This is a genomic window from Clavibacter phaseoli, from assembly GCF_021922925.1.
GTDB classification, from domain to species: Bacteria; Actinomycetota; Actinomycetes; order Actinomycetales; family Microbacteriaceae; genus Clavibacter; species Clavibacter phaseoli.
The window spans coordinates 2,093,394-2,117,649 of record NZ_CP040786.1 but is presented as its reverse complement, the minus strand read 5'-3'; the positions used below and the strand labels follow the sequence as shown (position 1 = coordinate 2,117,649).

Below are 24,256 nucleotides of genomic sequence, written 5' to 3'. Positions count from 1 at the left end.
CATGACCGAGCGCACCGTCCACTCCTTCGACGCCTCCACCGGCGTGCCGCCGCAGGTCGGCCCGTTCGCGCACGCCACCCGCTGGGGCGACACCCTGTACGTGACCGGGCAGATGCCGACGGATCCCGCGACCGGCGAGCTCGTCGGCGGCGGCCTCGTCGCCGAGACCCGGCAGGTGCTCGCGAACCTCACGGCCGTGGTCGCCCGCTTCGGCGCCACGCTCGACGACGCCCTCATGGTGCGCGTCTACCTCACCGACTTCGGGGACTTCGACCGCTTCAACGAGGAGTACCGCTCCTGGTTCGCGGGGCCCCTGCCGAGCCGCACCTGCGTGGGCGTCACGGGGCTCGCGGTCGGCGCCACGGTGGAGATCGACCTCGTCGTCGGGATCCCCGGCGGGGGGACGCGATGAGCGACGTCCTGCAGTCCGGCACCGGACCGGTCCTCGGGCGGCACCACCTGCCGTCGCGGGCGGACGAGATCCGCTGGGGCTGGCTGCCGACCGCGGAGAGCCGGCCCGTGCTGACGGTCGCGTCGGGGGAGGCCGTGACGATCGACACCGTCAGCCACGAGGGGATCCTCGACGACCAGGGCCGGGATCCCGTCGCCTACCTCGCCCAGTTCGGCGTCGGGCGCGACCGCGTGCTCGACGACGCGGTGGACATCGCGGCGAGCGGGATCGCGAACACCGAGGCGGACGGCCCGCACGTGGTCACGGGACCGGTGGGCGTCCGCGGCGCGCGACCGGGCGACGTGCTGCGCGTCGACGTGCTCGACCTGGCGCCGCGCGTGCCCTACGGCTTCATCAGCAACCGGCACGGGTTCGGCGCGCTCGCCGGGGAGATGCCGGCCGACCCGCACTCGCTGGCCACGCGCGACGTCGACACGATCATCACGGGCGGATCCGTCAGCCACTTCGCCTGGGTGGAGGAGCGCGACGGGCGCCGCGTCGGCGTGATCCACGCCGGCGACGCCCGCACGCTCGCCTTCCCGCTCGCGCCGTTCCTCGGCCTCATGGCCGTGGCCACGCCCGGGTCCGAGGCGCACCACTCGGTGCCGCCGGGGCGCTTCGGCGGCAACATCGACGTGAAGCACGCGATCGCCGGGTCGACCCTCTACCTGCCCGTGCTCGCCGACGAGGCCCTCTTCTCCACCGGAGACCCGCACTTCGCGCAGGGCAACGGCGAGGTCGCGCTCACCGCGTTCGAGGCGCCGCTGCGGGCGACCCTCCGGCTCACGACCCTCTCGGGCGCCGAGGCGCGGCGCGCGACGGGCGGGCTCGCGGAGCCCGTGCTCGAGACGCCGACGCACTGGATCCCCACGGGCATGGACGTGGACCTCGACGTCGCGATGCGGAACGCCGTGCGCAACGCGGTCGACTTCCTCGCGACGCGCTTCGACCTCGCGCGCTCGGTGGCGCTCGCCTACCTCTCGGCGGCCGGCGACTTCGAGGTGTCCCAGGTCGTGGACCAGGTGAAGGGCGTGCACTGCATGATCCGCAAGGCCGACTTCGCGTCCTGGCACTGACCCGCGGGGCCGCGGCGCGCGCGACCCCGCGGTGCGGCGGGCGCCGCGTCAGGCGCGCAGCAGCACCTCGAGCGTGACCGCGAGGTGGCGGTCGATCGCGTCGCGGGCGGCCGCGGCGTCGCCCGCGGCCAGCGCGTCGACGATCCCGGCGTGCTCCTCGCAGACGCGGTCCTGCCGGTCGGTGGCGCGGTAGAGCGCCTCGACGCCGACGAGGATCTGCCGCGCGCGGAGCTTCGCGTAGGTGCGGCTCATGAGCTCGCTGCCCGCGGCGTCGACGAGGAGCTGGTGGAAGCGGCGGTCGTGCTCGATGAACTCCCGGCCGCTCTCGCGCGGCGGCGTCTCGACCATGGCGCGCTGCTGCTCGAGCACGTCGCGCATCGCGTCGAGCGGCGTGCGGTCGTGCTCCACGGCGCTCGTGGCGGCGTGCCGTTCGAGGACGCCGCGCAGCTCCATCAGCTCGGCGATCTGGCGGCCCGTGATGACGGGGATCCGGGCGCCGCGCTTGGGGATCATCTCCACCAGGTCGTCGGCGGCGAGCAGCAGCAGGGCCTCGCGGACGGGCGTGCGGGAGACGCCGATGCGCTCCGCGAGCTCCTGCTCGTTGAGGAACGCGCCCTGCTGGTCCGGGTCGGTGAGGACGTGCGCGTGCAGGAACTCGTAGGCCCGCTCGCGGCCGGAGAGGGCGCTCGCCGAGGTGCCTGGATCGCCCGCCCGTTCTCGCATACGCTATGTATACATCACGAGGAGGACCATGAAGATCGCGCTCGCCCAGATCATCAGCTCGCCGGATCCCGCGGAGAACCTCGCACGGATCACCGCCTTCGCGGAGGACGCCGCGCGGCAGGGCGCCGAGCTCGTGGTGTTCCCGGAGGCGGCGCAGCGCGCGTTCGGGAACCCGCTGCCCGAGATCGCGGAGCCGCTCGACGGGCCGTGGGCCTCGGGCGTGCGTTCGGTGGCGGACCGGCTCGGCGTCACGATCGTCGCGGGCATGTTCACGCCCGGCGCGGACGGCCGCGTGCGCAACACGCTCCTCGTCGCCCGGCCGTCCGGCCAGGAGGCCGCGGGTGCCGGGTCGTACGACAAGATCCACCTCTTCGACGCGTTCGGCTTCCGCGAGTCCGACGCCGTCGACCCGGGCGAGAGCGTCGCCGTGATCGAGGTCGGCGGCACGCGCGCCTCCCTCGCCACCTGCTACGACGTGCGCTTCCCCGCGCTGTTCCTCGCGGGCGCCGACCGCGGCGCCGCCGTCAGCGTCGTCTGCGCGAGCTGGGGAGCCGGCCCCGGCAAGGCCGACCAGTGGGACCTCCTGCTGCGGGCCCGCGCGCTCGACTCCACGACCTTCGTGGTCGCGGTCGGCCAGGGCGACCCCGCGACCCTGCCCGCCGGATCCCGCGGCCACGACCCCGCGAGCGGCGCGCCCACGGGCATCGGCCGCAGCGCCGTCGTCTCCCCGCTCGGCGAGGTGCTGCACCGCCTCGGCGGCGAGGAGGAGCTGCTCGTCGTCGACATCGACCCCTCGGCCGTCGAGGCCGCGCGCGGCACGCTGCCCGTGCTCGCGAACAGGCGTCGGGGGCTCGAGCAGGCGGTCTGATCCGCGCGTCGCGCTGAGGACACGACGCGGGCCCGGCCGCCGAGGCGACCGGGCCCGCGGGCGTGCCAGGGGATCAGCGCCCGACGGGACCCATGTCCGCGTACCGGTCGCCGACCGGGGTGGGCAGCGAGGACAGGCGCGCGAGCTGGTCGGCGGAGAGCGTCACGGCGTCCGCGGCCACGTTCTCGTCGAGGCGCGCGACGCGCTTGGTGCCGGGGATCACGGCGATGTCGTCGCCCTGAGCGAGGATCCACGCGAGCGCCACCTGGGCGGGCGTCGCGTCGAGCTCGCCCGCGACGGCCTTGACGGCGTCGACGATGCGCATGTTCTGCGCGAACGCCTCCTCCGCGAAGCGCGGCGACGAGGAGCGGTAGTCGGCCTCGGAGAGGTCGGCGACGCTCGAGATCGCGCCGGTGAGGAAGCCGCGGCCGAGCGGCGAGTACGCGACGAGCCCGATGCCGAGCTCGCGCAGCACCTCGAGCACGGGGCCCTCGGGGTCGCGGGTCCAGATGGAGTACTCGCTCTGCAGCACCGAGATCGGGTGCACGGCGTGCGCGCGGCGGATGGTGTCGGGCCCGGCCTCGGAGAGCCCCAGGTGCAGGACCTTGCCCTCGTCGACGAGCTCCTTCATCGCGCCGACGGACTCCTCGATGGGCACGGCCGGGTCGACGCGGTGCTGGTAGAGCACGTCGATGCGGTCTGTCCCGAGGCGCTGCAGCGAGGCCTCGACGGCGATCCGGATGCTCGCGGGCGAGCTGTCCATGCCGCGCTCGTAGTCCTCGGCGTCCGTGCCCGGCGCGTGCTTCAGCAGGCCGAACTTGGTGGCGATGACGACGTCGTCGCGACGGTCCTTCAGCGCGGATCCGACCAGGCGCTCGTTGGTGAACGGCCCGTACGCCTCGGCCGTGTCGAAGAGCGTCACGCCCTGGTCGACCGCGCGGTGGAGCGTGCGGATCGACTCCGCCTCGTCCTGGCCCGCGCCGTCGTAGAAGGCGCTCATGCCCATGCAGCCGAGGCCGATGCGGCCGACGTCGAGGCCCGTGCCGGTGTGGATGTGCTTCATGCGGTGCTCCGTTCTCCTGCGGCCGGATGGGCCGCCTCTCGAGCCTAGGCACGCTCCTGTCCGCGACGCGCCGCGTTCACGTGGTGTTTTGAACCACTCAAGGGAAGTGTGCTCTACTCGATGCCATGCCCACCGCCCACGCGCACCACCACGCGCCGCCCCTCGACGCCGACGCCCTGCGCGTCGCGCTCCGCGGGGCGGGCCTCCGCGTGACCCGGCCGCGCGTGGCCGTCCTCACGGCGATCGACGCGAATCCGCACTCGGACGCCGACGAGGTGCTGCGCGCGGTGAAGGGCGAGCTCCCCGGCACGAGCATCCAGGCGGTCTACGGCGTGCTCGGCGCGCTCGCGGCCGCGGGGCTCGTGCGCCGCATCGAGCCCGCGGGATCGTCCGCGCGCTACGAGCGGCGGACGGGCGACAATCACCATCACCTCGTGTGCACGTCCTGCCGGACGATCGTCGACGTGGACTGCGCGGTGGGGGAGTCCCCCTGCCTCACGCCGTCCGACTCGGCAGGGTTCCTCGTGGCGAGCGCCGAGGTGACGTACTGGGGCCTGTGCCCCGCCTGCCGGACCGCGACCGCGGATCCCGGTGCCACCGTCGCGACCTGACCGTCGCCACCGGCCCGCCCCCGGCCGGACGACCCGAGCCAGCACCTCCCCGTTCCACCGCTGACAGGAGAAACACCATGACCGACCAGAAGTTCACGACCACCGACTCCGGCGCTCCGGTCGCCAGCGACGAGCACTCGCTCTCCGTCGGCCCCGACGGCGCCATCCCGCTGCACGACCACTACCTCGTCGAGAAGCTCGCGCAGTTCAACCGCGAGCGCATCCCGGAGCGCGTCGTCCACGCCAAGGGCGGCGGCGCCTTCGGCACCTTCCGCGTCACGGGCGACGTGAGCGCGTACACCCGCGCCTCGCTCTTCCAGCCCGGCGCCGAGGTCGAGATGCTCGCGCGGTTCAGCACCGTCGCCGGCGAGCAGGGCAGCCCCGACACGTGGCGCGACCCGCGCGGCTTCGCGCTGAAGTTCTACACGGACGAGGGCAACTACGACCTCGTCGGCAACAACACGCCCGTCTTCTTCATCCGCGACGGGATCAAGTTCCCCGACTTCATCCGCTCGCAGAAGCGCCTGCCGGGCTCGCACCTCCGCGACCACGACATGCAGTGGGACTTCTGGACGCTCTCGCCCGAGTCGGCCCACCAGGTCACGTGGCTCATGGGCGACCGCGGCCTGCCCTCCTCGTGGCGCCACATGGACGGCTTCGGCTCGCACACGTACCAGTGGATCAACGCGGCCGGCGAGCGCTTCTGGGTGAAGTACCACTTCAAGACCCAGCAGGGCATCGAGATCCTCAAGCAGGAGCAGGCCGATCAGATCGCTGGCGAGGACGCCGACTTCCACATCCGCGACCTCACCGAGGCCATCGACCGCGGCGACTACCCGGAGTGGAAGCTCGAGGTGCAGATCATGCCCTACGAGGAGGCGAAGTCGTACCGGTTCAACCCGTTCGACCTCACCAAGGTCTGGTCGCAGAAGGACTACCCGCGCATCGAGGTCGGCACCATGACCCTGAACCGGAACCCGGAGAACTACTTCGCGCAGATCGAGCAGGCCGCGTTCGCGCCCTCGAACTTCGTGCCCGGGATCCAGACCAGCCCCGACAAGATGCTCCTCGCGCGCATCTTCAGCTACGCCGACGCGCACCGCTACCGCGTGGGCACCAACCACGCGCAGCTGCCGGTGAACGCGCCGAAGTCGCCCGTGCACAGCTACTCGAAGGACGGCGCCGGGCGCTACACCTTCCAGGACGCCGGCACGCCCGTCTACGCGCCGAACTCGCTGGGCGGCGCGCACGCCGACCCGGCTCGCGCCGCGGAGAGCGCCGGCTGGGAGCAGGACGGCGAGCTCGTCCGCGCGGCCGCCACGCTGCACGCCGAGGACGACGACTTCGTCCAGGCCCGGATGCTCGTCAACGAGTCGATGGACGACGCCCAGCGCGAGCGCCTCGTCGGCAACATCGTCGGCCACGTGAGCAAGGTCACCACGGCCGAGCTCCGCGCCCGCGTCATCCAGTACTGGACGAACGTCGACGCCTGGCTCGGTGCGGCCGTCGCCGCCGGCCTGCCGCCGCTCGCCGGTGACGCGCCCGTCGCCGAGGCCACCCCCGGCCCGACGCGCGACGCCGAGGAGGTCGGCGTCGCGGCCCACTGAGCCGCGGCGGTGATCCGCTGATCGAACGACACGACGCCCGTCCCCTCGGTGAGGGGGCGGGCGTCGTCGCGTGCGGGGCGCATGCGCTCAGACGAGCGGCAGCTCCATCTCCAGGTCCTTCTGCGTGCGGTCCAGCGCGTACGGCACGTTGCGGCCCGTGAGGACGAAGCCGCGGCGCTCGTAGTAGGCGCGGGCGCGCGGGTTGTCCTCGTGCACCTCGAGGCGGAGGGCGCGGGCGCAAGGGCGGTCGCGGGCCCAGGCGATGACGGCGTCGAGGAGCATGTCGGTGACGCCCGCGGCGCGACCCCGGGCCGACGGGGTGATGTAGACGCTCACGAGCATCACGCGGGTGGGGTCGGTCGCGACGTACGCGTTCATGGCGCCGAGCCATCGGCCGGAGGCGGGATCCACCGCGGCGTAGGCCGTGTTGCCGGGGCGCGCCGCGCGCAGGGTGCGGCCCTGCCAGTCGGAGTCGGGCCGGGTCAGGGCGCTCTCGAGCGTCTCGAGGTAGGCGAGCGGGGTGTCCTCGAGCATCTCGAGGCGGAGGGCGCGGTACTCGCGCCAGTCCTCGGGCCGCACCCGGCGGATCACGGCGGCGGGCGCGCTCACACCAGCTGCCCGTTCACGTGGAGGTCGCCCGCGGGGAACGCGGCGGCGGCGGAGGTGACGGGCAGCATCAGCCAGCCGTGGTCCTGGTGCACCACCTCCGCGGCGCCGAGGAGGGTGAAGCCGTTGTAGTGGCCGGTGCGGCCGGGGAGCGGGATCCAGCCGTGGCGGGCGTAGTAGCCGGTGGTCGACTCGCTCGTCTCGAGGAGGCCGAACGGGACGGCCAGGCGGGCGAGGGCGCCGCGGATCCCGTCGGCGAGCAGCGTGCCGAGGCCCTGCCCCTGCCGGTCCGGGTGCACGGCGACCATGCCGGTGGATCCCACGAGCAGGTCGTCGGCCGGGTCGCCCTCACCGTCGCCGAGCGCCACGAACACGCGGCGGAGGCCCGCGTGCGCCACGAGCGCGTCGCCGTCGTGCACGAGGATCCTCAGCTCGGGCTGCGCGCCCGCCCAGCTGCGGGCGCCGGCGTAGCCCTCGCGGAAGTCGGGGAACGCGAGCGCGAGGAGCGCCGCGATCGACGTGTGGTCGGCGACGTCGAGCGCGCCCTCGCGGACGACGGAGAGGCGGGGTCCCATGGGTCGAGGCTATCGGCCGGTCACGCGGGTGTCCGGGCCCGGCTCGCGGCCCGGTCGCGCGGCCCGCCCGCCCGTAGGGTGGAGCGCATGACCACCCCGCAGTCCGTCTGGCAGGACAAGCTCGGCCGCCTCTCCATCCGCTGCGTGCAGATCCTGGCGGTCCTCGTGGTCGCCATCGCGATCGTGTACGCCGCCATCTCGCTCAAGCTCGTCGTGATCCCGGTGATCATCGCGCTGATCCTCGCGTGCGCCGTGCGCCCGATGGTGCTGTGGATGGAGCGCCGCGGCGTCCCCGACGCCCTCGCCGCGGTCATCGCGCTCCTCACCGGGCTGGTGCTCTTCGGCGGCGCCATCACGGCCGTCGTCTTCGGCGTGCAGAGCCAGTGGCCGACGCTCGTGAAGGCCACCAGCGAGGGCGTCGACCAGCTGCAGGCGTTCATCGAGGAGGGTGGGCTGCCGATCGACTCGGCGCAGGTCGACTCCTTCCGCCAGCAGGCCGTCGACTTCCTCACCAGCAGCCAGTTCGGATCCGGCGCCATCGCGGGCGTCTCCGCGGCGGCCGAGGTCGTCACCGGCGCGGTGCTCGGGCTCGTCGTGTTCTTCTACTTCGTCAAGGACGGGCCGCGCATCTGGGCCTTCCTCATCCGTCCGTTCCGCGGTCGCGGCCGCAAGCGCGCCGTGCGCGTGGGCCACGAGGGCGCCAAGGTGCTCGGCGGCTACATCCGCGGCACGGCGACCGTCGCGCTCGTCGACACCGTTTTCATCGGCGCCGGCCTCTTCATCCTCGGCGTGCCGCTCGCGCTGCCGCTGTCGCTCGTGGTGTTCATCGGCGCGTTCGTGCCGATCGTCGGCGCCACCGTCGCGGGCATCCTCGCGGCGCTCGTCGCGCTCGTGACCAACGACCTCGGCACCGCGATCTGGGTCGTCGCCATCGTGATCCTCGTGAACCAGCTCGAGGGCAACCTGCTGCAGCCGGTCGTGCTCGGCAACGCGCTCAAGCTGCACGGCCTCGTCGTGCTGCTGGCGCTGACGGCCGGCACGATCCTCGGCGGCATCGTCGGCGCGATCCTCTCGGTGCCGCTCACGGCCGTCGCCTGGACCGCGTGGAAGATCATCATGGAGCCCGACGAGGAGGAGCCGGAGCCGCCGGCGTCCTCGCCCGTCGAACCGGTGAAGAGGGCCGCGCGCGGCCTCACCGCGAAGCTCACCGGCCGCCCCTCCGCGTCCTCCGCCTCGTGAGCGCGACCGGCGCCGCGTCGAGCCTCCAGCGCTCCCGCGGATTCGCTGTCGCCGCGCGCCTCGGGCACGCGGTCAACGGCCTGCTGCACCTCCTCATCGGCGTGATCGCGTTCCGCCTCGCGACCGGCGGCGGGGGCGGCGAGGCCGACCAGTCCGGCGCGCTCGGCTCCATCGCGGGATCGCCCGGCGGCCGCGTGCTGCTGTGGGTCGTCGTGGTCGGCCTCCTCGGGCTCGGCCTCTGGCAGCTCGTCGAGACCGTGCTCGCGCGCGGCGAGGACGCGAAGCGCACCTGGGCGGCGCGCGCGAAGGAGCTCGGCAAGGCCGTCGCCTACCTCGCGATCGCGTTCACGGCCCTGCGCTTCGCGACCGGCGGATCCAGCGACTCCTCCGAGCAGACCCAGTCGCTGAGCGCGCGGCTCCTCGCGGCGCCCGGCGGTGTGGTGCTGCTCGTGATCCTCGGCCTCGCGGTCGTGGCGGTCGGCGTCTACTTCGGGTTCAAGGGCGCGACGAAGCGCTTCCGCGAGGACATATCGGTGCCGTCGGGATCGCTCGGGCGCGGGATCACGGCGCTCGGCGTCGCGGGCTACGTCGCCAAGGGCGTCGCGCTCGTCGCGGTCGGCGTGCTGTTCATCGTGGGCGCGGTCACGGCCGACCCGAGCCGCGCGACCGGGCTCGACGGCGCGCTCCAGGCGCTCGCGGGACTGCCCGCCGGCGTCGCCGTGCTCGCGATCACCGGGCTCGGCCTCATCGCCTACGGCCTGTACTGCGGCGCCCGCGCACGCTACGCGAAGCTGTGACGGACCGTCCGGTCGTCGCGCTCGACGGCGTGCGGCCGGACGAGGTGCACGTGCTGCGGGTGTTCGCGGACGCGGACGGGCATTACGGCAACGAGCTCGGGATCGTGCTCGCCTCGCCGCGCACGCAGGGCCGGGAGCTCGCGATCGCGCAGGCGCTCGGCTTCAGCGAGACGGTCTTCGTCGACGCGGTGGACGCGCCCGGCCAGGATCCGCGGGGCGCGTCGATCCGCATCCTCACGCCCGCGCGCGAGCTGCCCTTCGCCGGGCACCCCACCGTCGGCACGGCCTGGTGGCTGGCGTCGCGCGGCGTGCCGGTCGACCACCTGCGGGTGCCGGCCGGCATCGTGGCCGTGACCCGCGACGGGGACGTCGTGCGCGTGACCGCGGACCCGGCCTGGGCGCCCGTCTTCGCCTGGCGCGAGCTGCCCTCCGCCGCCGACCTGGCCGCGCTCGACCTCGCCGCCGCGGTCTCCGCGGCGGGCGCCGACCACCTCTACGCGTGGGCGTGGGTCGACGAGGCGGCTGGCTGGATCCGCTCCCGCATGGCCGCTCCCGCGCTCGGCATCGCCGAGGACGAGGCGACCGGAGCCGCCGCCCTCCGCGTCACGGCCCACCTCGGCCGCGGCCTCCGCATCACGCAGGGCCGCGGCAGCGAGCTGGTCACGCGGCTGCTCGACGACGGGCTTGCCGAGGTCGGCGGCCGCACGGTCGCGGACCGCGTGATCCCGCTGCCCTGAGCCGGGACGCGCCCGCCGCCGTCGCGCTAGGCGGTCGCGGCGGCCGCGTCCTCCGTCGCCGGCTCCTCCCGCGGGATGACGAGGATCTCGGAGATCCGCCGCCGGTCGAGCGCCGTCACCTGCAGGGTCACGCCGTCGACCTCGACCGTGTCGCCGACCTGCGCGAGCCGGCCGAGGTTCTCGATGACGAAGCCCGCGACCGTGTCCGACGCGGAGTCGGGCAGCTTGACGCCCGTCGCCTCCTCGAAGTCCTGGAAGTTGAGGCGGCCGTCGATCGTGCCGCCGTCCTCCGCGAGGTCGCGCGCGGCCGAGTCGGTGTCGTACTCGTCGAAGATCTCGCCGACGACCTCCTCCACGAGGTCCTCGAGCGTGACGATGCCGTCGGTGCCGCCGTACTCGTCCACGATCACGGCGATCTGGTGGCCCTCGGCGCGCATCATCGTCAGCGTCGGCAGCACGCGCGCGGTCGCCGGGAGGTAGGGGATCGGGCGGAGGATCTCGGACACGGGCCGCGTGGGATCCGCCGCGATCGCCTGGTACAGGTCGCGCACGTGCACGAACCCGATGACGTCGTCGATGGTCTTGTCGACCACCGGGTAGCGCGAGTACGGCCGGTCCTGCACGTCGATGCCCGCGTCGCGGACGGTGCCGGTGCCGTCGAGCGCGGCGATCTCGGGCCGCGGCTTCATGACCTCGCTGAGCTGGCGGTGGCGGAGCGACAGCACGTCGTCGAGGATCCGGCGCTCGTCGTCCGGGAGGCCCTCGTGGCTGGAGACGATGTCGCGGAGCTCCTCCTCGCTCATCTCCTCGCCGGTCTTGTGCGGGTCGCCGCCGAGGAGGCGGACGACCACGTTCGTCGAGACGGAGAGCAGCCAGATCACCGGGCGCATGAGGTTCGCGAAGCCGTTGAGCACGGGCGCGACGCCGTACGCGAAGCCCGCGTTGCGCTGGATGGCGAGGCGCTTGGGCGCGAGCTCGCCGAGCACGAGCGACAGGTAGGCGATCATCAGCGTCAGCAGGAGGGTCGCGATCGTGGACGCGAGGCCGGACTCGAGGCCCCACGACTCGAGCAGCGGCACCACGGACGGCGCGATCGACGAGGCGCCGTACGCGGCCGACGCGAAGCCGGCGACGGTGACGCCGATCTGCACCGCCGCGAGGAAGGTGTTGGGGTTCCGGGCGAGCGCGGCGACCTTCTCGCCGCGGCGGCCGCGGGCGGCGAGGGCGTTGAGCTGGCCCTCGCGGAGGGTGACGAGCGCCATCTCGGTGGCGGCGAACACGCCGCCGACGAGGACGAACACCACGACCAGGACGATGTTGAGGACGAGGTCGCCGTTCACGAGCGGGCGCCGGTCTGGCGGGTGGCGCGGAGTGCGCGGGGCGTGCCCGGGGTCGTCCGGGCGCCGGGACTGTGGCTGTCGGGAGCGGGCTCCCGCGCGGTTCTGTGCATGGATGGAGGGTAGCGGAGCAGGTGGGGAAATAGCCCGGGCCGCGGGCCGGCGGCGGCCGTGCCCTACGGTCGGGGCATGGATCAGACGTGGATCGGCAGCTACGGGTGGGTCACGCTCGCCCTCGTGAACGCGGGGCTCGCGGAGCAGAAGGGCCGATCGAGGTGGAACTGGTTCCTCGTCTCGATCGTGCTCGGTCCGATCGCGACGCTCTTCATCGTGACGTGGGATCGCGTGCCTGCGCCGGACTCCGCGCCGCGCCCGCTCGAGGCGCCGACGAACGGGCTCCTCGCGGTGGGCATCGGGCTCGCGGCCCTGGCCGTCGTCAGCGCCGTGGCGGCGGGGATCGGCGGCGACACCGGCCTCTGGATCCTCGCGGCGGCGCTCACGGTCGCCGGGGCGGCCTCCCTGGTCCTGCACGTCCTCGCGCACCGGCGCTGGGCGGCGCTGCAGGCGGCGCGGGGTCGGACCCCCGCGGCCTGAGCCGGCGGGCACGCCCCGCGCGCGCCCCTACGTCCTCATCCGGGTGCCCGCGTCCTGCGGCGCGGGCGCGGGTGCGTTCGACGGCTCGGCGGAGGGATCCGCGTCGTCGTCGCGCACCTCGGTCCGGAAGGTCCGGATGGACTCGCCCGCGCCACGGGCGAGGGCGGGGAGCCGGTCGGCCCCGAAGAGCAGCAGCACGACGGTGAGGATGACGACGGCGTGCCAGCCGGAGAGGTTCTGCAGCAGTCCCATGGGGTGTCCTGTCGGGTCGCGGTGAGCCGGCGTCAGCCGTCGGCGCCGGTCGTGGGGGCGACGGTCGGCGCGGTCCCGCCGGTCGGCGGGGCGCCGGCGGGCGGGGTCCCGCCCGCGCCGCCGCCCGCACCACCGGCGCCGCCGCCGGAGGGCGCGGTCCCCGCCGTCGGGGTGGTCGCCGTGTCGACGCGCGCGGTGAGCGCCACCGAGTAGCCCGCGGTCGCGTCGCCCGTCACGGTCGCCAGCTGCAGGGCGCCGCCGTCGTCGCCGAACACGTTGTCGGAGTCGAGGGTGACCTGCGCGAGGTTGGCGCTGGATCCGGCGTACTCGGAGCGCGCGTAGACGGCCGTGCACGCGTCCTGCGGGATCGCGACCTGCGAGGTCGCGATGGCCTTCGTGGAGTCGGTGATGTCGTCCACGCTCGGGTAGACCTCGAAGTGGATGTGCGGCCATCGGCCCGTGTAGCAGGCGGGGAGGATCGAGCTGAAGGACACGGTGCCGTCGTCGCCCACGACCTGCACCCCGCGGAGGTAGGTCTCCTCCGTGATGCCGTCGGAGTAGAGGGAGTAGCCGCCCGCCGCGTCGCAGTGCCACACGTACACGGCAGCGCCCGTGAAGGGGACGTCGCCGTTCGCGGTGTCGAGGATCGTGAGCGTGAGCGCCATCTGCACGCCCGCGGCGCTGGCGCCCCCGTCGAGGCTGGAGCGGATGTCGCTGCGCACGATGCCGGAGCGCTCGAGCACGTCGGCGCCGTTGGATCCGTCGCCCGGGTAGGGGCCGGCGGTCTCGTCGGGGATCTCGCCGGTGGAGGTCGTCGCGGCCGCGGACGGGGAGCCGGTCGCGGTGGATCCGCTGGCGCCGCTCGTGCAGGCCGCGAGCGCGACGGATCCGATGCCCGCCCCGAGGTAGGCGAGCACGGCCCGCCGGCTCAGCAGCGTCCGGAGGTCGAAGCCGGCTCCCTGGTCGACCACCTCCTCGTCGGCGCGGGCGAGCAGCCGGCCCTCGTAGGCGGGGCCGTCGGGGGTGCGGTCGGGTTCGGGGATGCGGCTCATGTTCGTCTCATCTCGGTCTCGTCGTGCCCCGGCGGTCGGGACGTGCCCACCGTGCCGGGCGATCCGATGCGGCGGCCATGGCGATCCGATGAGCCGGCCAAGAGGGCGCCCGGCCGAGCGGCCGCGCCCTGGTCCCGTTCGTCAGCCGCGCAGCCGCGGGTAGGCGGCGAGCGTCGGCGCGTGGCGCGCGCTCGTCAGGAGGAACCGGTCGGAGAACTCGCGGACGGGTCGGGACGCGGCCACCCGCACGGCACCGCGCAGCACCCGCTGCCCGACCGCGGACGACGGGTGCGTGAGGCGCGCCCCGCCCGGCGGCAGCCCCTGCGCGCTGTCGGCGTAGCGGCGGAGCTGCGCCTCGTAGCGCGCGAACGCGGCGGCGAAGGTGTCGGCGGGGTCCGCGAGGGCGCGTCCCAGCTCGCCCGCGAGCACGTGGGCGGAGACCAGCGAGAGGGTCGTGCCCATCCCCGTGGGGCCGGATCCCCACGCCGCGTCGCCGAGGAGCGCGATGCGTCCCTTCGACCACGTCGAGACGATCACCTGCTCCATGCGCTGCGTGTAGAACTCGTCCGGTCGCGCCTGGAAGCCGTCGAGGATCCGCTCGACCCGCCAGCCCGCGCCGCGGAAGCGCGCGCGGAGCACGGTCATCTGGGCGTCGAACGGCAGCTGCTCGAAGCCGGACGGCTCCGACTCGAACGACAGGCTCGCGCGGATGGTGCCCTCGTCGTCGGGCCGGATGGTCGCGTTCCGCGCGCCGCGTCCCGTGAGGAAGTCCCAGTAGCCCGTGTCGCCGGGGACGCGGTCGATCGTCCCGTAGGCGATGCTCACGCCGTGGTCGCGGAGGGTGGTCTCCTCGGCGAACGCCAGCCGACGCGTGCGGGAGCTGCGGCCCTCGGCGACGAGCAGGAGGTCGTAGCGCTCGCGGGATCCGCTCGCGAGCTCGACGTCCACCCCCGTCGCGTCCTGCCGCACCCCGGTCACGAAGTCGCCGTGGCGGATCTCGACGTCGTCCCGCACGAAGTCGACGAGGATCCCCGCGAACCGGCCGCGCAGGATCTCTACCTCGGCCGTCGGCCCGTCCTCGCCCTCCGCGCGCGGGAAGGTCGCGAGGACGCGGCCCTCCTCGTCGACGAAGCGCGTGCCGTCCTCGCCCGTGAGGTTCGCCATCACGAGGTCCTCGATGCCCATGCGCCGGAGGACGTCGCGGCCGAGGCCGCGCACGTCGATGTTCTGCCCCGCCTGGCGCTGCTCTGCCGAGCGCTCGAGCAGGGTCACGTCGAAGCCCTCGCGATGCAGGCCCCAGGCGAGCGCGGGCCCGGCGATGCTGGCTCCCGTCACGAGGACCCTCGGGCGGTGGTGGGCGGTGTCGGCCATGGGTGATCTCCTCGATCGTCGGGCTGCCCCGGGATCCCGGGCGCGAGTAGACTCTATGGCGTAGATGCTTTACCGTGAAGCATTCTCGACGTCTCGGAGGATCACGTCATGTCCCACACCATCGCGGTCCCCGGGGACCGCTCCGAGGTGCTCGAGCGGCTGCGGGACCACACGACCGCCTTCGACGACTCGGTGCGGCAGCTGGCCGCGGCCATCGGGCTGCCGACGACGGACACGACGGCGCTCGCCGAGGTGATCTGGGCGGAGACCGCCGGCCGGGCTCTGTCCCCGGCGCGACTCTCGGAGCGGCTGCACCTGACCTCGGGGGCCACGACCGCGCTCATCAACCGGCTGGAGGGCGGCGGGCACATCGGGCGGAGCCGGGAGGTCGCCGACCGGCGCGTGGTCACGCTGCGGCCGACCGCCGCGTCCCGGACGCGCGTGATGGCCGTGCTGCAGGGCGCGCAGGCCGAGGTCGACCGCGCGCTCGACGGGTTCACCGCCGAGCAGTTCCGGACGGCGGCCGCCGTCGTGCGGGCCGTCGCGGAGGGGACCGCAGCGGGGACGCGCAGGATGGCGGACGACGCCGCGACGACGAGCTGACGGACGGACGTCCGGTCAGCCCGCCGGCACGCAGGGGCTGTCGCACCCCGCGGCGCGCTGGCGCTCGAGCTCCCGCTCGCGCGCCCGCTCCAGCAGCGACACGTGCAGGTACCCCGCGTAGCCGCCGGGCGTGCGGCCCTCGCGACGGCTGGACGTGAGCACCTCGCCGGCCGCCGACGCCGTGATCCGCGCGTCCATGCCCCGCAGCCGCGTCACGAGGTCGACGTCCTCGTGCTCCGCGACGGCCGGGAACCCGCCGGCCGCGACGTACGCGTCGGCGCGCACGCCGAGGTTCGCGCCGTGCACGTGCCCGTTGGCGTGGCCGGGCACGCGCGTGGCGCGCCAGGCCTCGACCTGCGCGGGGCTGAGGTCGTCGAGCTCCGGGCGGACGGTGCCGACGACCACGTCGGTCCCGGTGTCCGCGAGCTCCAGCTGGCTGGTGATCCACGCGGGCGGCACCGCGGAGTCGGCGTCGGTGCACGCGATCCAGTGCTCGGCGTCGTCGCCGTCCCAGCCCGCTCGCGCCGCGTCGACGCCCTGGGCGCGCGCGGCGCCCACGCGCCCGGCAGCGCTCTCGATGACCTCGACGCCGGCGGCGCGCGCCACCTCGGCGGTGCGGTCCCGGCAGTCGTCGGCCACGAGGATCACGCGCACGCGGACCCCCGCGGCGCGCGCCCGGGCTGCGGCGACCTCGACCGACGCGAGGCAGCGGCCGACCAGCTCCTCCTCGTCGCGCGCCGGGATGACGACCGTGACCGCGCGGATCCGCGCGGCCGGCTCCGCCGCCGCCGCCGACCCGCCCGTCATCGCAGCCCCGTGCGGGTCGCGACCGAGCGCGGATCCGCCGACAGCACCTCGAGCAGGAAGTCGTCCTCCTCGTGCCGCGCCAGCACGTGCAGGCCGGGGACGGCGGCCAGCCGCGCGTGCACCTCGTCGCCCGTGCGCCGGAAGTCGCCCTCCGGGTGCCGCCAGTGGCAGGCGACGAGCGTGCCCGTGGCGCCGAGGGCGTCGGGCAGGGCGGCGAGCACGCGGTCGAACGCGGCGTCGTCGAGGTAGTAGCCGACCTCGCTCATCACGACGAGGTCGAAGGCTCCGTCCGGCCAGTCGGCGCCCACGTCGCGCACCTCGAGGCGCACGTGCGGGGCGTCGGCGAGGCGCGCCCGGGCCCGCTCGACCGCGGTCGGCGCGACGTCCACCGCGAGCAGCTCGTCCACGCGCTCGGCGAGGCCCGCCGTCGTCACGCCGATGGAGCAGCCGATCTCGAGCGCCCGGCCGTACCGCTCGTCCGGCAGCGCCGCGAGGGTGGCGAGGCGCTTGCGGCGCTCGTACCAGCGCGTCTGGACGCGCCACGGATCCTCCGCCCGGGCGTACGCGGCGTCGAAGCGCTCGGCGGCGGTCGGGGTCGCGGGCGCGTCCTCGCCCACGATCAGCACCTCCCGGTCGCGGTCGGCGTGCCGGAGGAAGCCGGGCCGCAGCACGGCCGCGTCCTCGGGGGCGTCGGAGAGCGGATCCACCTGGCTGGCGTGCGCGCGGATCGCCGCCCGCTTGGCCTCCCGCGCGGGCTCGTCGAGCGGCAGGGCGCGCATCGCGGCCCACGGCACGCGCGGGTCGGCGGGCGTCGCCCAGTGCCACATCCAGACCGGGTACTCCACCAGCCGGATCCCGCGCGCGGCGGGCAGCGCGCCCACCAGCTCGGCGACGACCTCGCCCGTGACGCGGTGGTCCCGGTGCCCGTCGCCGCGCCACGGCGCCGCGACCCAGGTGCCCGGCGCGGCGTCGGCGAGGAGCGCGGCGAGGTCATCGCGCACGGCGTCGCGGCGCTCGCGGATCCCGCCGTCCGGGTGGCCGAGGAGCACGAGCCGGGCGTCGGGCGCGACGGCGTCGAGGGCGGCGCGGGCCTCGTCGCGGCGGAGGGCGACGAGCTGGTCGGGCGTGCGCGTGGGGGATCCGGGGTGCGAGGCGGCGCCGTCCGTCACGATCACGAGGGTCACCGGCACGCCGCGCGCGGCCGCGGTCGCCATGAGGCCCGCGGCGCCGATGGACTCGTCGTCGGCGTGCGCGGAGACCACGAGGAGCGCGGCCATCCCCGCGAGGTCGGGGGCGGCGAGCGCGTCCCAGCGCGGATCCGCGTCCCAGGCGTCCGCGTCGGTGCCGGGCTCGCGCGCGTCGAAGGCGACGCCGCCCGCGGGGCTCGGGGCGGGCGCGGACACCTGCTCGGTGCCCGTGGGCGCCCCGGAGGCAGGGGCGCCGGCATCCGCCGCCGTCGCCTCCGCCGTCCGCCGCCTGGCCCCCTCCGCGAGCGCGCCGCCGAGCGAGGCGTCGTCGCGCTCGGCGTGGTGCTGCCGCACGTACAGCTCCAGGTCGGCCACGCGCTTGGCGTGATCCGCGTCCTGCGCGAGCGGCGCCGGGCCGAGCGCGTGCGCGACGTGCGTCAGCGTCTCGTCCACCGCCCGGGCGACGACGGCGCGCACGCGCTTGGCGAGAAGGCGCCCCTCCTCGCCCTCCGCGAGCCCGCGGTCGACCAGCAGGGACGCCTCGGCGAGGGACGCGCGCGCGCCGTCGAGCGTCGCGTCGACCGCGCCCAGGTGCATGAGGAGCAGGCGGTCGGCGCCCTCGCGGGAGGCGGCCCGGAGCAGCGTGCGCGCCAGCCCGACCGCGCCGCCGTACCAGCAGGCCGCGACCTGGATCCCGCCCCAGTGGAACCCGGGCCGCTCGAGGTACCAGCCGGGCGCGCCCACGCGTCGCGCCGGCACGTCGCGCATGCGCAGCGGCCCGCTGGGGACCTCGGTCAGCCCGCGGGCGACCCATGCGCCGGGCACGACCTCGACGCCCGCGTGCCGCAGGTCCACCGCGAAGAGCCCGCGCGTGCCGTCGGCGACGGCGGCGGTGATGAGCGCGTGCGTCAGCGACCCGGCGAGCGAGCACCACGGCTTCGTGCCGGACAGCAGCACCGCGTCGGACCCGTCGGCGTCCGCCACGGCCGTCAGCGGATCCCCGCCGCCCTCGGCCGCGAAGACGCCCCACGTGCGCGCCTCGGGTCCGTCCTCCCCGTCGGCCGGGAGCCCGGAGCCGCCGCCGCCCGCGGCGTCCCGCTCCTGGTCGAGGATCGCGAGCGCGTCCAGGTGCGGCTCGACCGTGCGCGCGATGCCCAGATCCGCGGCGGCGAGCGTCGCGAGCGCCTCCCACAGGTCCGCCGTGCCGCCGGATCCCGGCCGGGCACCGCTCTCGCCCAGCGCGACCGCGAGCGCCAGCGCCCGTTCCGTCGTCCAGCCAGGCCCCGGGGGCGTCGCCGCGAGCGCCTGGCGCACGAGGGCGACCGCGGTCCCCGGAGCGTCCTCGCTCGGCGGCACCGCGCCGGAGGCGAGGCGGACGCGCGGCGGCACGCTCGCGTCGAGGGCGGATGCGGGTAGGGGAGCGGATGTCACGAGAGGGGCGCCGAATCGTCGAGGGGTCGTCCGGGCGGGGCCCGGTCGTCCCTCGAACCTACAAGCGTCCGCGCCCGGCTGCCGGCGGGCGGCGTGGCCCGCGCGGATGTGGCAGTCTGGCGGCCTCGGATCCCCCGGCCATGCGGGTGTGGGAGCCTGACGGCAGGGCTGGGGCGCGATCCGCACCGGCCGCGCACGACAGAGGGGACCCACCATGGACCAGCACATCGACCCGCACGCCGACGACGCCGCACCCGAGGGCGCGACCGCCGAGCCCACGCCCGAGGCCGTCGAGGAGTTCGAGCGCCTCGCCGTCCTCCGCATGGGAGGACAGGACATCGAGGGCGCGCTCGACGAGCTGCCCGACGCGGACGCCCGCGAGGTGGCCGAGGTCGCCATAGACCGCGTCGTCCGCGGCTACGACCACCTCTAGGCGGGATCCGCTCCGGGTCCGCTCCGGGCGCCGGCCCGGCCGACGCGCCCCTAGCGCCCGGTGAGCCGCGCGATGAGCTCCCGGTACCGCTCGGCCGTGCGCTCCACGATCTCCTGCGGCAGGACGGGCGGGGTGCCGGTGCGATCCCAGTTCGCCGCGAGCCAGTCGCGCACGATCTGCTTGTCGAAGCTGTCGGTGCGGTTGCCGGTCGCGTACGCCTCGGCGTCCCAGTAGCGCGACGAGTCGCTCGTGAGCACCTCGTCGGCCAGCGTGGTGACGCCCGTGCGCGGGTCGATGCCGAACTCGAACTTGGTGTCCGCGAGGATCACGCCGCGCTCCTCGGCGATGGCCGACGCACGGCGGTACACGTCGAGGGACAGGTCGCGGAGACGCGCCGCCTCCTCGTGCCCCACGAGCTCCTCGGTGCGCGCGAAGGTGATGTTCTCGTCGTGCTCGCCCTGCGGCGCCTTCCACGCGGGCGTGTAGATCGGCTCCGGCAGGCGGTCGCCCTGCGCGAGCCCGGCCGGCAGCGGGATGCCGCACACCGTGCCGTGCTGCCGGTACTCCTCCCAGCCGGATCCCGCGAGGTAGCCGCGCACCACGCACTCGATGGGCAGCATCTCGAGCACCCGGCAGAGCATCGCGCGCCCGCGCACCTCGTCCGGGATGCCGATGCGGTCGAGGGTGGCGCCGTCGACCAGGTGGTTCGGCACGTCGAGCCGGTCGAACCACCAGAGGCTGAGCTGCGTGAGGAGCTCGCCCTTGCCGGGGATCCCCGGCTCGAGCGCGAAGTCGTAGGCGCTCACGCGGTCGGTCGCGACCACGAGCACGTGCGGCTCGCCCTCGAGCGCGCGGTCGTCGGTGTCGTCGATCGCGGGGCTGAACAGCTCGCGGACCTTGCCCGAGTACGCGTGCTCCCAGCCCGGCAGGTCCCACTCGGCGGCGTGGCCCGCGGGCGTCCCGGCGCTCATCGGATCACCTGCGCGGCGATGTCGGTGCGGTGCTGCGACCCGTCGAGCGACAACCGCCCGACCGCCTCGTAGACGCGGGACCGCGCCTCCGCGAACGAGGGACCCGTCGCGACGACGCTGAGCACGCGCCCGCCGGTGGCGACGAGCCCGGCGTCCGACTCGGCGGTGGCGGCGTGCGCGATGCTCACGCCCTCGACCCGCTCCGCCTCCTCCACGCCCCGGATGACGCGGCCCGTCCGCGGCGCCTCCGGGTAGCCCTCGCTCGCGACGACCACGGTGACGGCGACGTCGTCGGAGAACTCCGGACGCGCGACCCCGCCGAGCTCGCCCGAGGCCGCCGCGAGGAGCAGCTGCGAGAGCGGCGTGACGAGGCGGGGCAGCACGACCTGCGTCTCCGGATCCCCGAAGCGCGCGTTGAACTCGATCACCCGGATGCCGTCCGCGGTCAGGATGAGGCCGCAGTAGAGCAGCCCGATGAACGGCGTCTGCTCCGCCGCGAGCGTCCGCACGGTGGGCAGCGCGATGGTGTCGATGACCTCGTCGACGAAGCCCTCCGGCAGCCAGGGCAGCGGCGAGTACGCGCCCATGCCGCCCGTGTTCGGTCCCGCGTCGCCGTCGCCCAGTCGCTTGTAGTCCTGCGCGGGGGAGAGGGGGACCACGTCGTGCCCGTCGGAGAGGAGGAAGAGCGACACCTCCTGCCCGGCGAGGAACTCCTCGACGAGCACCGTGCCCTGGCCGAGGTAGTGGCGGGCGTGCTCGAGCGCCAGCGTGCGGTCGGCGGTGACGAGCACGCCCTTGCCGGCGGCGAGGCCGTCGGCCTTGATGACGTAGGGGGCGCCGTACTCGTCGAGCGCGGCCTCGACCTCGTCGATCGTGCCGGCCTGGGCGGCGCGGCCCGTGGGCACGCCCGCCTCCTCCATGATGCGCTTGGCGAAGGTCTTGGATCCCTCGAGCGCGGCGGCCGCCCGGCCCGGCCCGAAGACGGGGATGCCGCGGGTGCGGAGCGCGTCCGCGACCCCGGCGACGAGCGGCGCCTCCGGTCCCACGACGACCAGCTCGACGCCCTCCGCGAGCGCGTGCTCCGCGACGATGGCGGGGTCGTCGATGTCCATCTTCACGACGGGCACGACGCGCGCGATCCCGGCGTTGCCGGGCGCCGCGACGATCTCATGACCCGCGTCCTCCCGGAGCAGGGCCGTGACGATGGCGTGCTCGCGCGCACCGGAACCGAGTACCAGGATCTTCACGCCCCCACCCTATCGACGGGATCCCGCCGGTCCGGGCCCCTGAGGGCGGCGGCGGGCGCACGGCATCCGCCCGTCGGGAGGACAGGGGAGGGGGAGCCGACCCTCCGCGGGAACGGGTGGGGTCGGCTCCCTGCCGCGCCGGCGTTCTTCGGGTCCGCCGGCGGGCACGTCGTCCGTCCCCTCCCGCCGCCCGGGGAGGCGACGGGAGGGAGGACGTCCTGCCGTGCCGGGCGGGTCGTGTCACCGCCGGGCACTTCCATACACGGTAATGGATGTCCCCCAAAGGACGGACACGACGCGACGCCCCAGTAGGAGGGGTGCGGCGACCCCGGGCGGGCCGAGGGGCCGCGCCGCTCTGGCATCCTGGGACGATGGCCAAGGCGCGCATCCACCCCACCGTCGGACAGCCCGCCGTGCGGGCCGCGCTCGCCCGGGGCGCCGACGCCGACCGGGAGACGCGGGCCACCGCCGTGCGGTTCCTGCTGCAGTCGCTGGCGGATCTCGCGCCCGGCGGCACCGTCGAGGTGCGCGTACCGCCCTTCGGCGCCGTCCAGTGCATCGAGGGCCCGGGCCACACGCGCGGCACGCCGCCGAACGTCATCGAGACGGACCCCGCCACGTGGATCGCGCTCGCCACGGGCGGCACGAGCTGGGACGCGGGCGTCGAGGCGGGCGCCGTGCGCGCGTCCGGGCTCCGCGCCGACCTGCGCGGCCTCCTCCCCGTGCCGTGGGAGCTCCCGGCCGACCGCTGAGCGTCGCCTGCGCGGCCGCGGTTCGCCCCGCGTCCGCGGCGCGGGGGATGATGGACCCATGACCGACGCCCGACCCCAGCCCGACGACGAGCGCCGCACGGAGGTCCTCGTGCGGCGGTCCCCCCGCTACTTCCGCTTCATGGGCGTCGGAGCGGTCCTCGGGATCGTCGTCGCGATGATCCTCACGCTGACGTTCCCGCCGAACCCGGAGTTCTCCGAGGCCCAGGTGCTGGCGTTCCTCGCGCTGTTCGCGGTCGTCCTCTTCGGCGGGCTCGCCGCGCTCATCGCGCTGGCGCTGGATCGCGCGGCCTCGCGCCGCTCCCGCGTGCTCACGGCCGAGCGCGAGCAGGGCGAGCCGGGCGCCTGATCCGGCGCCCGAGCCACGGGCCCGCCGCGCCGATCAGCTGAGCTGCGTGCGCTCCAGCCAGGACAGGTACTCCGGCGTGACGTCGCCGGTGATGTACTCGCCCGTGAAGCAGCTCATCTCGAGGTCCTCCACGCCGGTGGACCCCTCGAGGATGGCGTCGCGCATGTCCGCGACCTCCTGGTAGATGAGGTGGTCGGCGCCGAGCTCGGTCGCGATCTCGGGGATCTTCCGCCCGTGCGCGATGAGCTCCTGCCGCGACGGCATGTTGATCCCGTACACGTGCGGGTAGCGCACGGGGGGCGCCGCGGACGTGAACGTCACCTTGTTGGCGCCGGCCTGCCGGGCCATGTCCACGATCTCGCGGCTGGTCGTGCCGCGCACGATGGAGTCGTCGACGATGAGGATGTTCTTGCCCTGGAACTCCGAGCTCATGGCGTTGAGCTTCTGCCGCACCGACTTCTTGCGCTGCGCCTGCCCCGGCATGATGAAGGTCCGGCCGACGTAGCGGTTCTTGTAGAAGCCCTCGCGGTACTCGATGCCGAGCGTCTGCGCGACCTGCATGGCCGACGGGCGCGACGAGTCCGGGATCGGCATGACCACGTCGATGTCGCCCGCCGGGCTGTGCTCCGCGATGGTGGCGGCGAGCCGGTTGCCCATGCGCAGGCGCGCGTCGTAGACGCTGATGCCGGACATGACCGAGTCGGGCCGCGCCAGGTACACGAACTCGAACGCGCAGGGGATCAGGCGCGGCCTCGGGTGGCACTGGCGCGCGTGCATCTCGCCGTCCATGGTGATGAAGACGGCCTCGCCGGGCGCCACGTCGCGCACGATCTCGTAGCCGAGCGACTCCATGACGAGCGACTCGCTCGCCACGACCCACTCCATCCGACCGCCGGCGAGCTCGCGCCGGCCGAGGGTGAGCGGGCGGATCCCGAACGGGTCGCGGAACGCGAGCAGCCCGTGCCCGGCGATCATCGCGATGGAGGCGTACGAGCCCTCGACGCGCTCGTGCACCCGCTCGACGGCGGTGAACACCTGGTCGGGATCCAGCGCCATGCCCGACACCTGCGACTGCAGCTCGTGCGCGAGGACGTTGACGAGCAGCTCGGTGTCCGAGCTCGTGTTGGTGTGGCGGCGATCCACGTGGAACAGCTCCTGCGCGAGCTCGCGGGTGTTGGTGAGGTTGCCGTTGTGCACCAGGACGATGCCGTAGGGCGCGTTCACGTAGAACGGCTGCGCCTCGTCCTCGTCGGCCGCGCTGCCCTTGGTGGCGTAGCGCACGTGGCCGAGGCCCATGGTGCCGAGGAGCGATCGCATGTCGCGCGTGCGGAAGGCCTCGCGGACCTGGCCGCTGAGCTTCTTCACGTGGAAGGTGTTGCCCTCCGCCGTGGCGATGCCGGTGGAGTCCTGACCGCGGTGCTGCAGGAGCAGGAGGCTGTCGTAGACGAGTTGGTTGACGGGTTCGGACGATACGACGCCGACGATGCCGCACATGCTTC

Annotated in this window: 26 protein-coding genes; 13 read left to right on the top strand and 13 right to left on the bottom strand. The window is 74.7% G+C overall.

Features of this window, described 5'->3' with window-relative positions; all coding sequences use genetic code 11:
- The first annotated feature begins 1 nt into the window (after position 1).
- Positions 2 to 412 carry a RidA family protein gene (locus FGI33_RS09755; RefSeq protein ID WP_119457394.1) on the top strand — a complete coding sequence of 137 codons (411 nt, stop codon included), beginning with the start codon at positions 2 to 4 and terminating at the stop codon, positions 410 to 412.
- Positions 409 to 1,527 carry an acetamidase/formamidase family protein gene (locus FGI33_RS09750; protein ID WP_119435633.1) on the top strand — a complete coding sequence of 373 codons (1,119 nt, stop codon included), beginning with the start codon at positions 409 to 411 and terminating at the stop codon, positions 1,525 to 1,527. The genes FGI33_RS09755 and FGI33_RS09750 overlap by 4 nt, the downstream gene beginning before the upstream one ends.
- A gap of 48 nt (positions 1,528 to 1,575) precedes the next feature.
- On the opposite strand, the gene FGI33_RS09745 is transcribed toward FGI33_RS09750, so the two are convergent.
- Positions 1,576 to 2,250: a GntR family transcriptional regulator gene (locus tag FGI33_RS09745; protein ID WP_119435676.1), complete on the bottom strand. Its 675-nt coding sequence runs from the start codon at positions 2,248 to 2,250 to the stop codon at positions 1,576 to 1,578.
- Positions 2,251 to 2,278: 28 nt separating this feature from the next.
- Between FGI33_RS09745 and FGI33_RS09740 the strand changes: the two genes are divergently transcribed.
- Positions 2,279 to 3,118: a carbon-nitrogen hydrolase family protein gene (locus FGI33_RS09740; RefSeq protein ID WP_204586973.1), complete on the top strand. Its 840-nt coding sequence runs from the start codon at positions 2,279 to 2,281 to the stop codon at positions 3,116 to 3,118.
- A 73-nt stretch (positions 3,119 to 3,191) separates the two neighbouring features.
- Here FGI33_RS09740 and FGI33_RS09735 read toward each other — a convergent pair whose 3' ends face one another.
- Positions 3,192 to 4,181 carry an aldo/keto reductase gene (locus FGI33_RS09735; RefSeq protein ID WP_119435271.1) on the bottom strand — a complete coding sequence of 330 codons (990 nt, stop codon included), beginning with the start codon at positions 4,179 to 4,181 and terminating at the stop codon, positions 3,192 to 3,194.
- A 125-nt stretch (positions 4,182 to 4,306) separates the two neighbouring features.
- Between FGI33_RS09735 and FGI33_RS09730 the strand changes: the two genes are divergently transcribed.
- Positions 4,307 to 4,792 carry a Fur family transcriptional regulator gene (locus tag FGI33_RS09730; RefSeq protein ID WP_119401514.1) on the top strand — a complete coding sequence of 162 codons (486 nt, stop codon included), beginning with the start codon at positions 4,307 to 4,309 and terminating at the stop codon, positions 4,790 to 4,792.
- Between the two features lie 77 nt (positions 4,793 to 4,869).
- Positions 4,870 to 6,399: a catalase gene (locus FGI33_RS09725; RefSeq protein WP_237581785.1), complete on the top strand. Its 1,530-nt coding sequence runs from the start codon at positions 4,870 to 4,872 to the stop codon at positions 6,397 to 6,399.
- Between the two features lie 87 nt (positions 6,400 to 6,486).
- Here the strand turns inward: FGI33_RS09725 and FGI33_RS09720 are convergent, their stop codons facing one another.
- Positions 6,487 to 7,008 (bottom strand): GNAT family N-acetyltransferase, encoded by a 522-nt coding sequence (locus FGI33_RS09720; RefSeq protein WP_237581783.1) that lies wholly within the window; start codon positions 7,006 to 7,008, stop codon positions 6,487 to 6,489.
- Positions 7,005 to 7,580, bottom strand: a complete 576-nt coding sequence (locus tag FGI33_RS09715; RefSeq protein WP_119435199.1) for a GNAT family N-acetyltransferase — start codon at positions 7,578 to 7,580, stop codon at positions 7,005 to 7,007. Before FGI33_RS09715 ends, FGI33_RS09720 begins: the two co-directional genes overlap by 4 nt.
- Before the next feature lie 87 nt (positions 7,581 to 7,667).
- On the opposite strand from FGI33_RS09715, the gene FGI33_RS09710 reads away from it, so the two are divergent.
- The 3 genes from FGI33_RS09710 to FGI33_RS09700 are packed head-to-tail and all read left to right on the top strand — an operon-like array spanning position 7,668 to position 10,353.
- Positions 7,668 to 8,819, top strand: coding sequence for an AI-2E family transporter (locus FGI33_RS09710; protein ID WP_119435198.1), 1,152 nt, complete (start codon positions 7,668 to 7,670; stop codon positions 8,817 to 8,819).
- On the top strand, positions 8,816 to 9,616 hold the full coding sequence (locus FGI33_RS09705; protein WP_086505719.1) for a DUF1206 domain-containing protein: 801 nt from the start codon (positions 8,816 to 8,818) through the stop codon (positions 9,614 to 9,616). Before FGI33_RS09710 ends, FGI33_RS09705 begins: the two co-directional genes overlap by 4 nt.
- Complete coding sequence (locus FGI33_RS09700; protein ID WP_237581782.1) at positions 9,613 to 10,353, top strand: PhzF family phenazine biosynthesis protein; 741 nt, start codon at positions 9,613 to 9,615, stop codon at positions 10,351 to 10,353. Before FGI33_RS09705 ends, FGI33_RS09700 begins: the two co-directional genes overlap by 4 nt.
- A 26-nt stretch (positions 10,354 to 10,379) precedes the next feature.
- On the opposite strand, the gene FGI33_RS09695 is transcribed toward FGI33_RS09700, so the two are convergent.
- Entirely contained in the window at positions 10,380 to 11,693 is a 1,314-nt protein-coding gene (locus FGI33_RS09695; RefSeq protein ID WP_119435505.1) for a hemolysin family protein, read from the bottom strand.
- A 186-nt stretch (positions 11,694 to 11,879) separates the two neighbouring features.
- Between FGI33_RS09695 and FGI33_RS09690 the strand changes: the two genes are divergently transcribed.
- A complete protein-coding gene (locus FGI33_RS09690) occupies positions 11,880 to 12,284 on the top strand; it encodes a hypothetical protein (protein ID WP_237581780.1) in 405 nt (134 codons plus the stop codon).
- 27 nt (positions 12,285 to 12,311) lie between these two features.
- On the opposite strand, the gene tatA is transcribed toward FGI33_RS09690, so the two are convergent.
- From tatA to FGI33_RS09675, 3 genes are all read right to left on the bottom strand, one after another.
- The gene (gene tatA, locus FGI33_RS09685) at positions 12,312 to 12,536 is read right to left on the bottom strand and encodes a twin-arginine translocase TatA/TatE family subunit (RefSeq protein WP_237581778.1); all 225 of its coding nucleotides are present in this window, start codon (positions 12,534 to 12,536) and stop codon (positions 12,312 to 12,314) included.
- 32 nt (positions 12,537 to 12,568) lie between these two features.
- Positions 12,569 to 13,588 (bottom strand): dioxygenase family protein, encoded by a 1,020-nt coding sequence (locus tag FGI33_RS09680; RefSeq protein WP_237581776.1) that lies wholly within the window; start codon positions 13,586 to 13,588, stop codon positions 12,569 to 12,571.
- 141 nt (positions 13,589 to 13,729) lie between these two features.
- Positions 13,730 to 14,959, bottom strand: a complete 1,230-nt coding sequence (locus tag FGI33_RS09675) for an FAD-dependent monooxygenase (RefSeq protein WP_237581774.1) — start codon at positions 14,957 to 14,959, stop codon at positions 13,730 to 13,732.
- Positions 14,960 to 15,067: 108 nt separating this feature from the next.
- Here FGI33_RS09675 and FGI33_RS09670 point away from each other — a divergent pair, with 108 nt between their 5' ends.
- On the top strand, positions 15,068 to 15,562 hold the full coding sequence (locus tag FGI33_RS09670) for a MarR family winged helix-turn-helix transcriptional regulator (RefSeq protein WP_119435512.1): 495 nt from the start codon (positions 15,068 to 15,070) through the stop codon (positions 15,560 to 15,562).
- Positions 15,563 to 15,577: 15 nt separating this feature from the next.
- Here the strand turns inward: FGI33_RS09670 and FGI33_RS09665 are convergent, their stop codons facing one another.
- The gene (locus FGI33_RS09665) at positions 15,578 to 16,369 is read right to left on the bottom strand and encodes a glycosyltransferase family 2 protein (RefSeq protein WP_237581772.1); all 792 of its coding nucleotides are present in this window, start codon (positions 16,367 to 16,369) and stop codon (positions 15,578 to 15,580) included.
- Positions 16,366 to 18,987: a PIG-L family deacetylase gene (locus FGI33_RS09660; RefSeq protein ID WP_237581770.1), complete on the bottom strand. Its 2,622-nt coding sequence runs from the start codon at positions 18,985 to 18,987 to the stop codon at positions 16,366 to 16,368. Before FGI33_RS09660 ends, FGI33_RS09665 begins: the two co-directional genes overlap by 4 nt.
- A gap of 214 nt (positions 18,988 to 19,201) precedes the next feature.
- Between FGI33_RS09660 and FGI33_RS09655 the strand changes: the two genes are divergently transcribed.
- Positions 19,202 to 19,420 carry a hypothetical protein gene (locus tag FGI33_RS09655; RefSeq protein WP_119434585.1) on the top strand — a complete coding sequence of 73 codons (219 nt, stop codon included), beginning with the start codon at positions 19,202 to 19,204 and terminating at the stop codon, positions 19,418 to 19,420.
- Positions 19,421 to 19,470: 50 nt separating this feature from the next.
- Here the strand turns inward: FGI33_RS09655 and FGI33_RS09650 are convergent, their stop codons facing one another.
- Together FGI33_RS09650 and purD are read right to left on the bottom strand one after the other, a co-directional pair.
- Positions 19,471 to 20,391, bottom strand: a complete 921-nt coding sequence (locus FGI33_RS09650; protein ID WP_119434584.1) for a phosphoribosylaminoimidazolesuccinocarboxamide synthase — start codon at positions 20,389 to 20,391, stop codon at positions 19,471 to 19,473.
- Positions 20,388 to 21,638 carry a phosphoribosylamine--glycine ligase gene (gene purD, locus FGI33_RS09645; RefSeq protein ID WP_119434583.1) on the bottom strand — a complete coding sequence of 417 codons (1,251 nt, stop codon included), beginning with the start codon at positions 21,636 to 21,638 and terminating at the stop codon, positions 20,388 to 20,390. The genes FGI33_RS09650 and purD overlap by 4 nt, the downstream gene beginning before the upstream one ends.
- A gap of 371 nt (positions 21,639 to 22,009) precedes the next feature.
- Between purD and FGI33_RS09640 the strand changes: the two genes are divergently transcribed.
- Together FGI33_RS09640 and FGI33_RS09635 are read left to right on the top strand one after the other, a co-directional pair.
- The gene (locus FGI33_RS09640) at positions 22,010 to 22,390 is read left to right on the top strand and encodes a sterol carrier family protein (RefSeq protein ID WP_119434582.1); all 381 of its coding nucleotides are present in this window, start codon (positions 22,010 to 22,012) and stop codon (positions 22,388 to 22,390) included.
- 58 nt (positions 22,391 to 22,448) lie between these two features.
- A complete protein-coding gene (locus tag FGI33_RS09635) occupies positions 22,449 to 22,757 on the top strand; it encodes a hypothetical protein (RefSeq protein ID WP_119434581.1) in 309 nt (102 codons plus the stop codon).
- Positions 22,758 to 22,790: 33 nt separating this feature from the next.
- Here FGI33_RS09635 and purF read toward each other — a convergent pair whose 3' ends face one another.
- Entirely contained in the window at positions 22,791 to 24,251 is a 1,461-nt protein-coding gene (purF, locus tag FGI33_RS09630; protein WP_119402801.1) for an amidophosphoribosyltransferase, read from the bottom strand.
- Between the last annotated feature and the right edge of the window lie 5 nt (positions 24,252 to 24,256).

What these genes read in the sequence shown, in the direction of transcription:
- FGI33_RS09755 (WP_119457394.1), top strand. Translation starts at nt 2, where the DNA reads ATGACCGAGCGCACCGTCCACTCCTTCGACGCCTCCACCGGCGTGCCG.
- FGI33_RS09675 (WP_237581774.1), bottom strand. Translation starts at nt 14,959, where the DNA reads ATGGCCGACACCGCCCACCACCGCCCGAGGGTCCTCGTGACGGGAGCC.
- FGI33_RS09670 (WP_119435512.1), top strand. Translation starts at nt 15,068, where the DNA reads ATGTCCCACACCATCGCGGTCCCCGGGGACCGCTCCGAGGTGCTCGAG.
- tatA (WP_237581778.1), bottom strand. Translation starts at nt 12,536, where the DNA reads ATGGGACTGCTGCAGAACCTCTCCGGCTGGCACGCCGTCGTCATCCTC.
- FGI33_RS09735 (WP_119435271.1), bottom strand. Translation starts at nt 4,181, where the DNA reads ATGAAGCACATCCACACCGGCACGGGCCTCGACGTCGGCCGCATCGGC.
- FGI33_RS09715 (WP_119435199.1), bottom strand. Translation starts at nt 7,580, where the DNA reads ATGGGACCCCGCCTCTCCGTCGTCCGCGAGGGCGCGCTCGACGTCGCC.
- FGI33_RS09665 (WP_237581772.1), bottom strand. Translation starts at nt 16,369, where the DNA reads ATGACGGGCGGGTCGGCGGCGGCGGCGGAGCCGGCCGCGCGGATCCGC.
- FGI33_RS09680 (WP_237581776.1), bottom strand. Translation starts at nt 13,588, where the DNA reads ATGAGCCGCATCCCCGAACCCGACCGCACCCCCGACGGCCCCGCCTAC.
- FGI33_RS09655 (WP_119434585.1), top strand. Translation starts at nt 19,202, where the DNA reads ATGGACCAGCACATCGACCCGCACGCCGACGACGCCGCACCCGAGGGC.
- FGI33_RS09710 (WP_119435198.1), top strand. Translation starts at nt 7,668, where the DNA reads ATGACCACCCCGCAGTCCGTCTGGCAGGACAAGCTCGGCCGCCTCTCC.
- FGI33_RS09730 (WP_119401514.1), top strand. Translation starts at nt 4,307, where the DNA reads ATGCCCACCGCCCACGCGCACCACCACGCGCCGCCCCTCGACGCCGAC.
- FGI33_RS09690 (WP_237581780.1), top strand. Translation starts at nt 11,880, where the DNA reads ATGGATCAGACGTGGATCGGCAGCTACGGGTGGGTCACGCTCGCCCTC.
- FGI33_RS09635 (WP_119434581.1), top strand. Translation starts at nt 22,449, where the DNA reads ATGACCGACGCCCGACCCCAGCCCGACGACGAGCGCCGCACGGAGGTC.
- FGI33_RS09745 (WP_119435676.1), bottom strand. Translation starts at nt 2,250, where the DNA reads ATGCGAGAACGGGCGGGCGATCCAGGCACCTCGGCGAGCGCCCTCTCC.
- FGI33_RS09650 (WP_119434584.1), bottom strand. Translation starts at nt 20,391, where the DNA reads ATGAGCGCCGGGACGCCCGCGGGCCACGCCGCCGAGTGGGACCTGCCG.
- FGI33_RS09740 (WP_204586973.1), top strand. Translation starts at nt 2,279, where the DNA reads ATGAAGATCGCGCTCGCCCAGATCATCAGCTCGCCGGATCCCGCGGAG.
- FGI33_RS09750 (WP_119435633.1), top strand. Translation starts at nt 409, where the DNA reads ATGAGCGACGTCCTGCAGTCCGGCACCGGACCGGTCCTCGGGCGGCAC.
- FGI33_RS09725 (WP_237581785.1), top strand. Translation starts at nt 4,870, where the DNA reads ATGACCGACCAGAAGTTCACGACCACCGACTCCGGCGCTCCGGTCGCC.
- FGI33_RS09640 (WP_119434582.1), top strand. Translation starts at nt 22,010, where the DNA reads ATGGCCAAGGCGCGCATCCACCCCACCGTCGGACAGCCCGCCGTGCGG.
- purF (WP_119402801.1), bottom strand. Translation starts at nt 24,251, where the DNA reads ATGTGCGGCATCGTCGGCGTCGTATCGTCCGAACCCGTCAACCAACTC.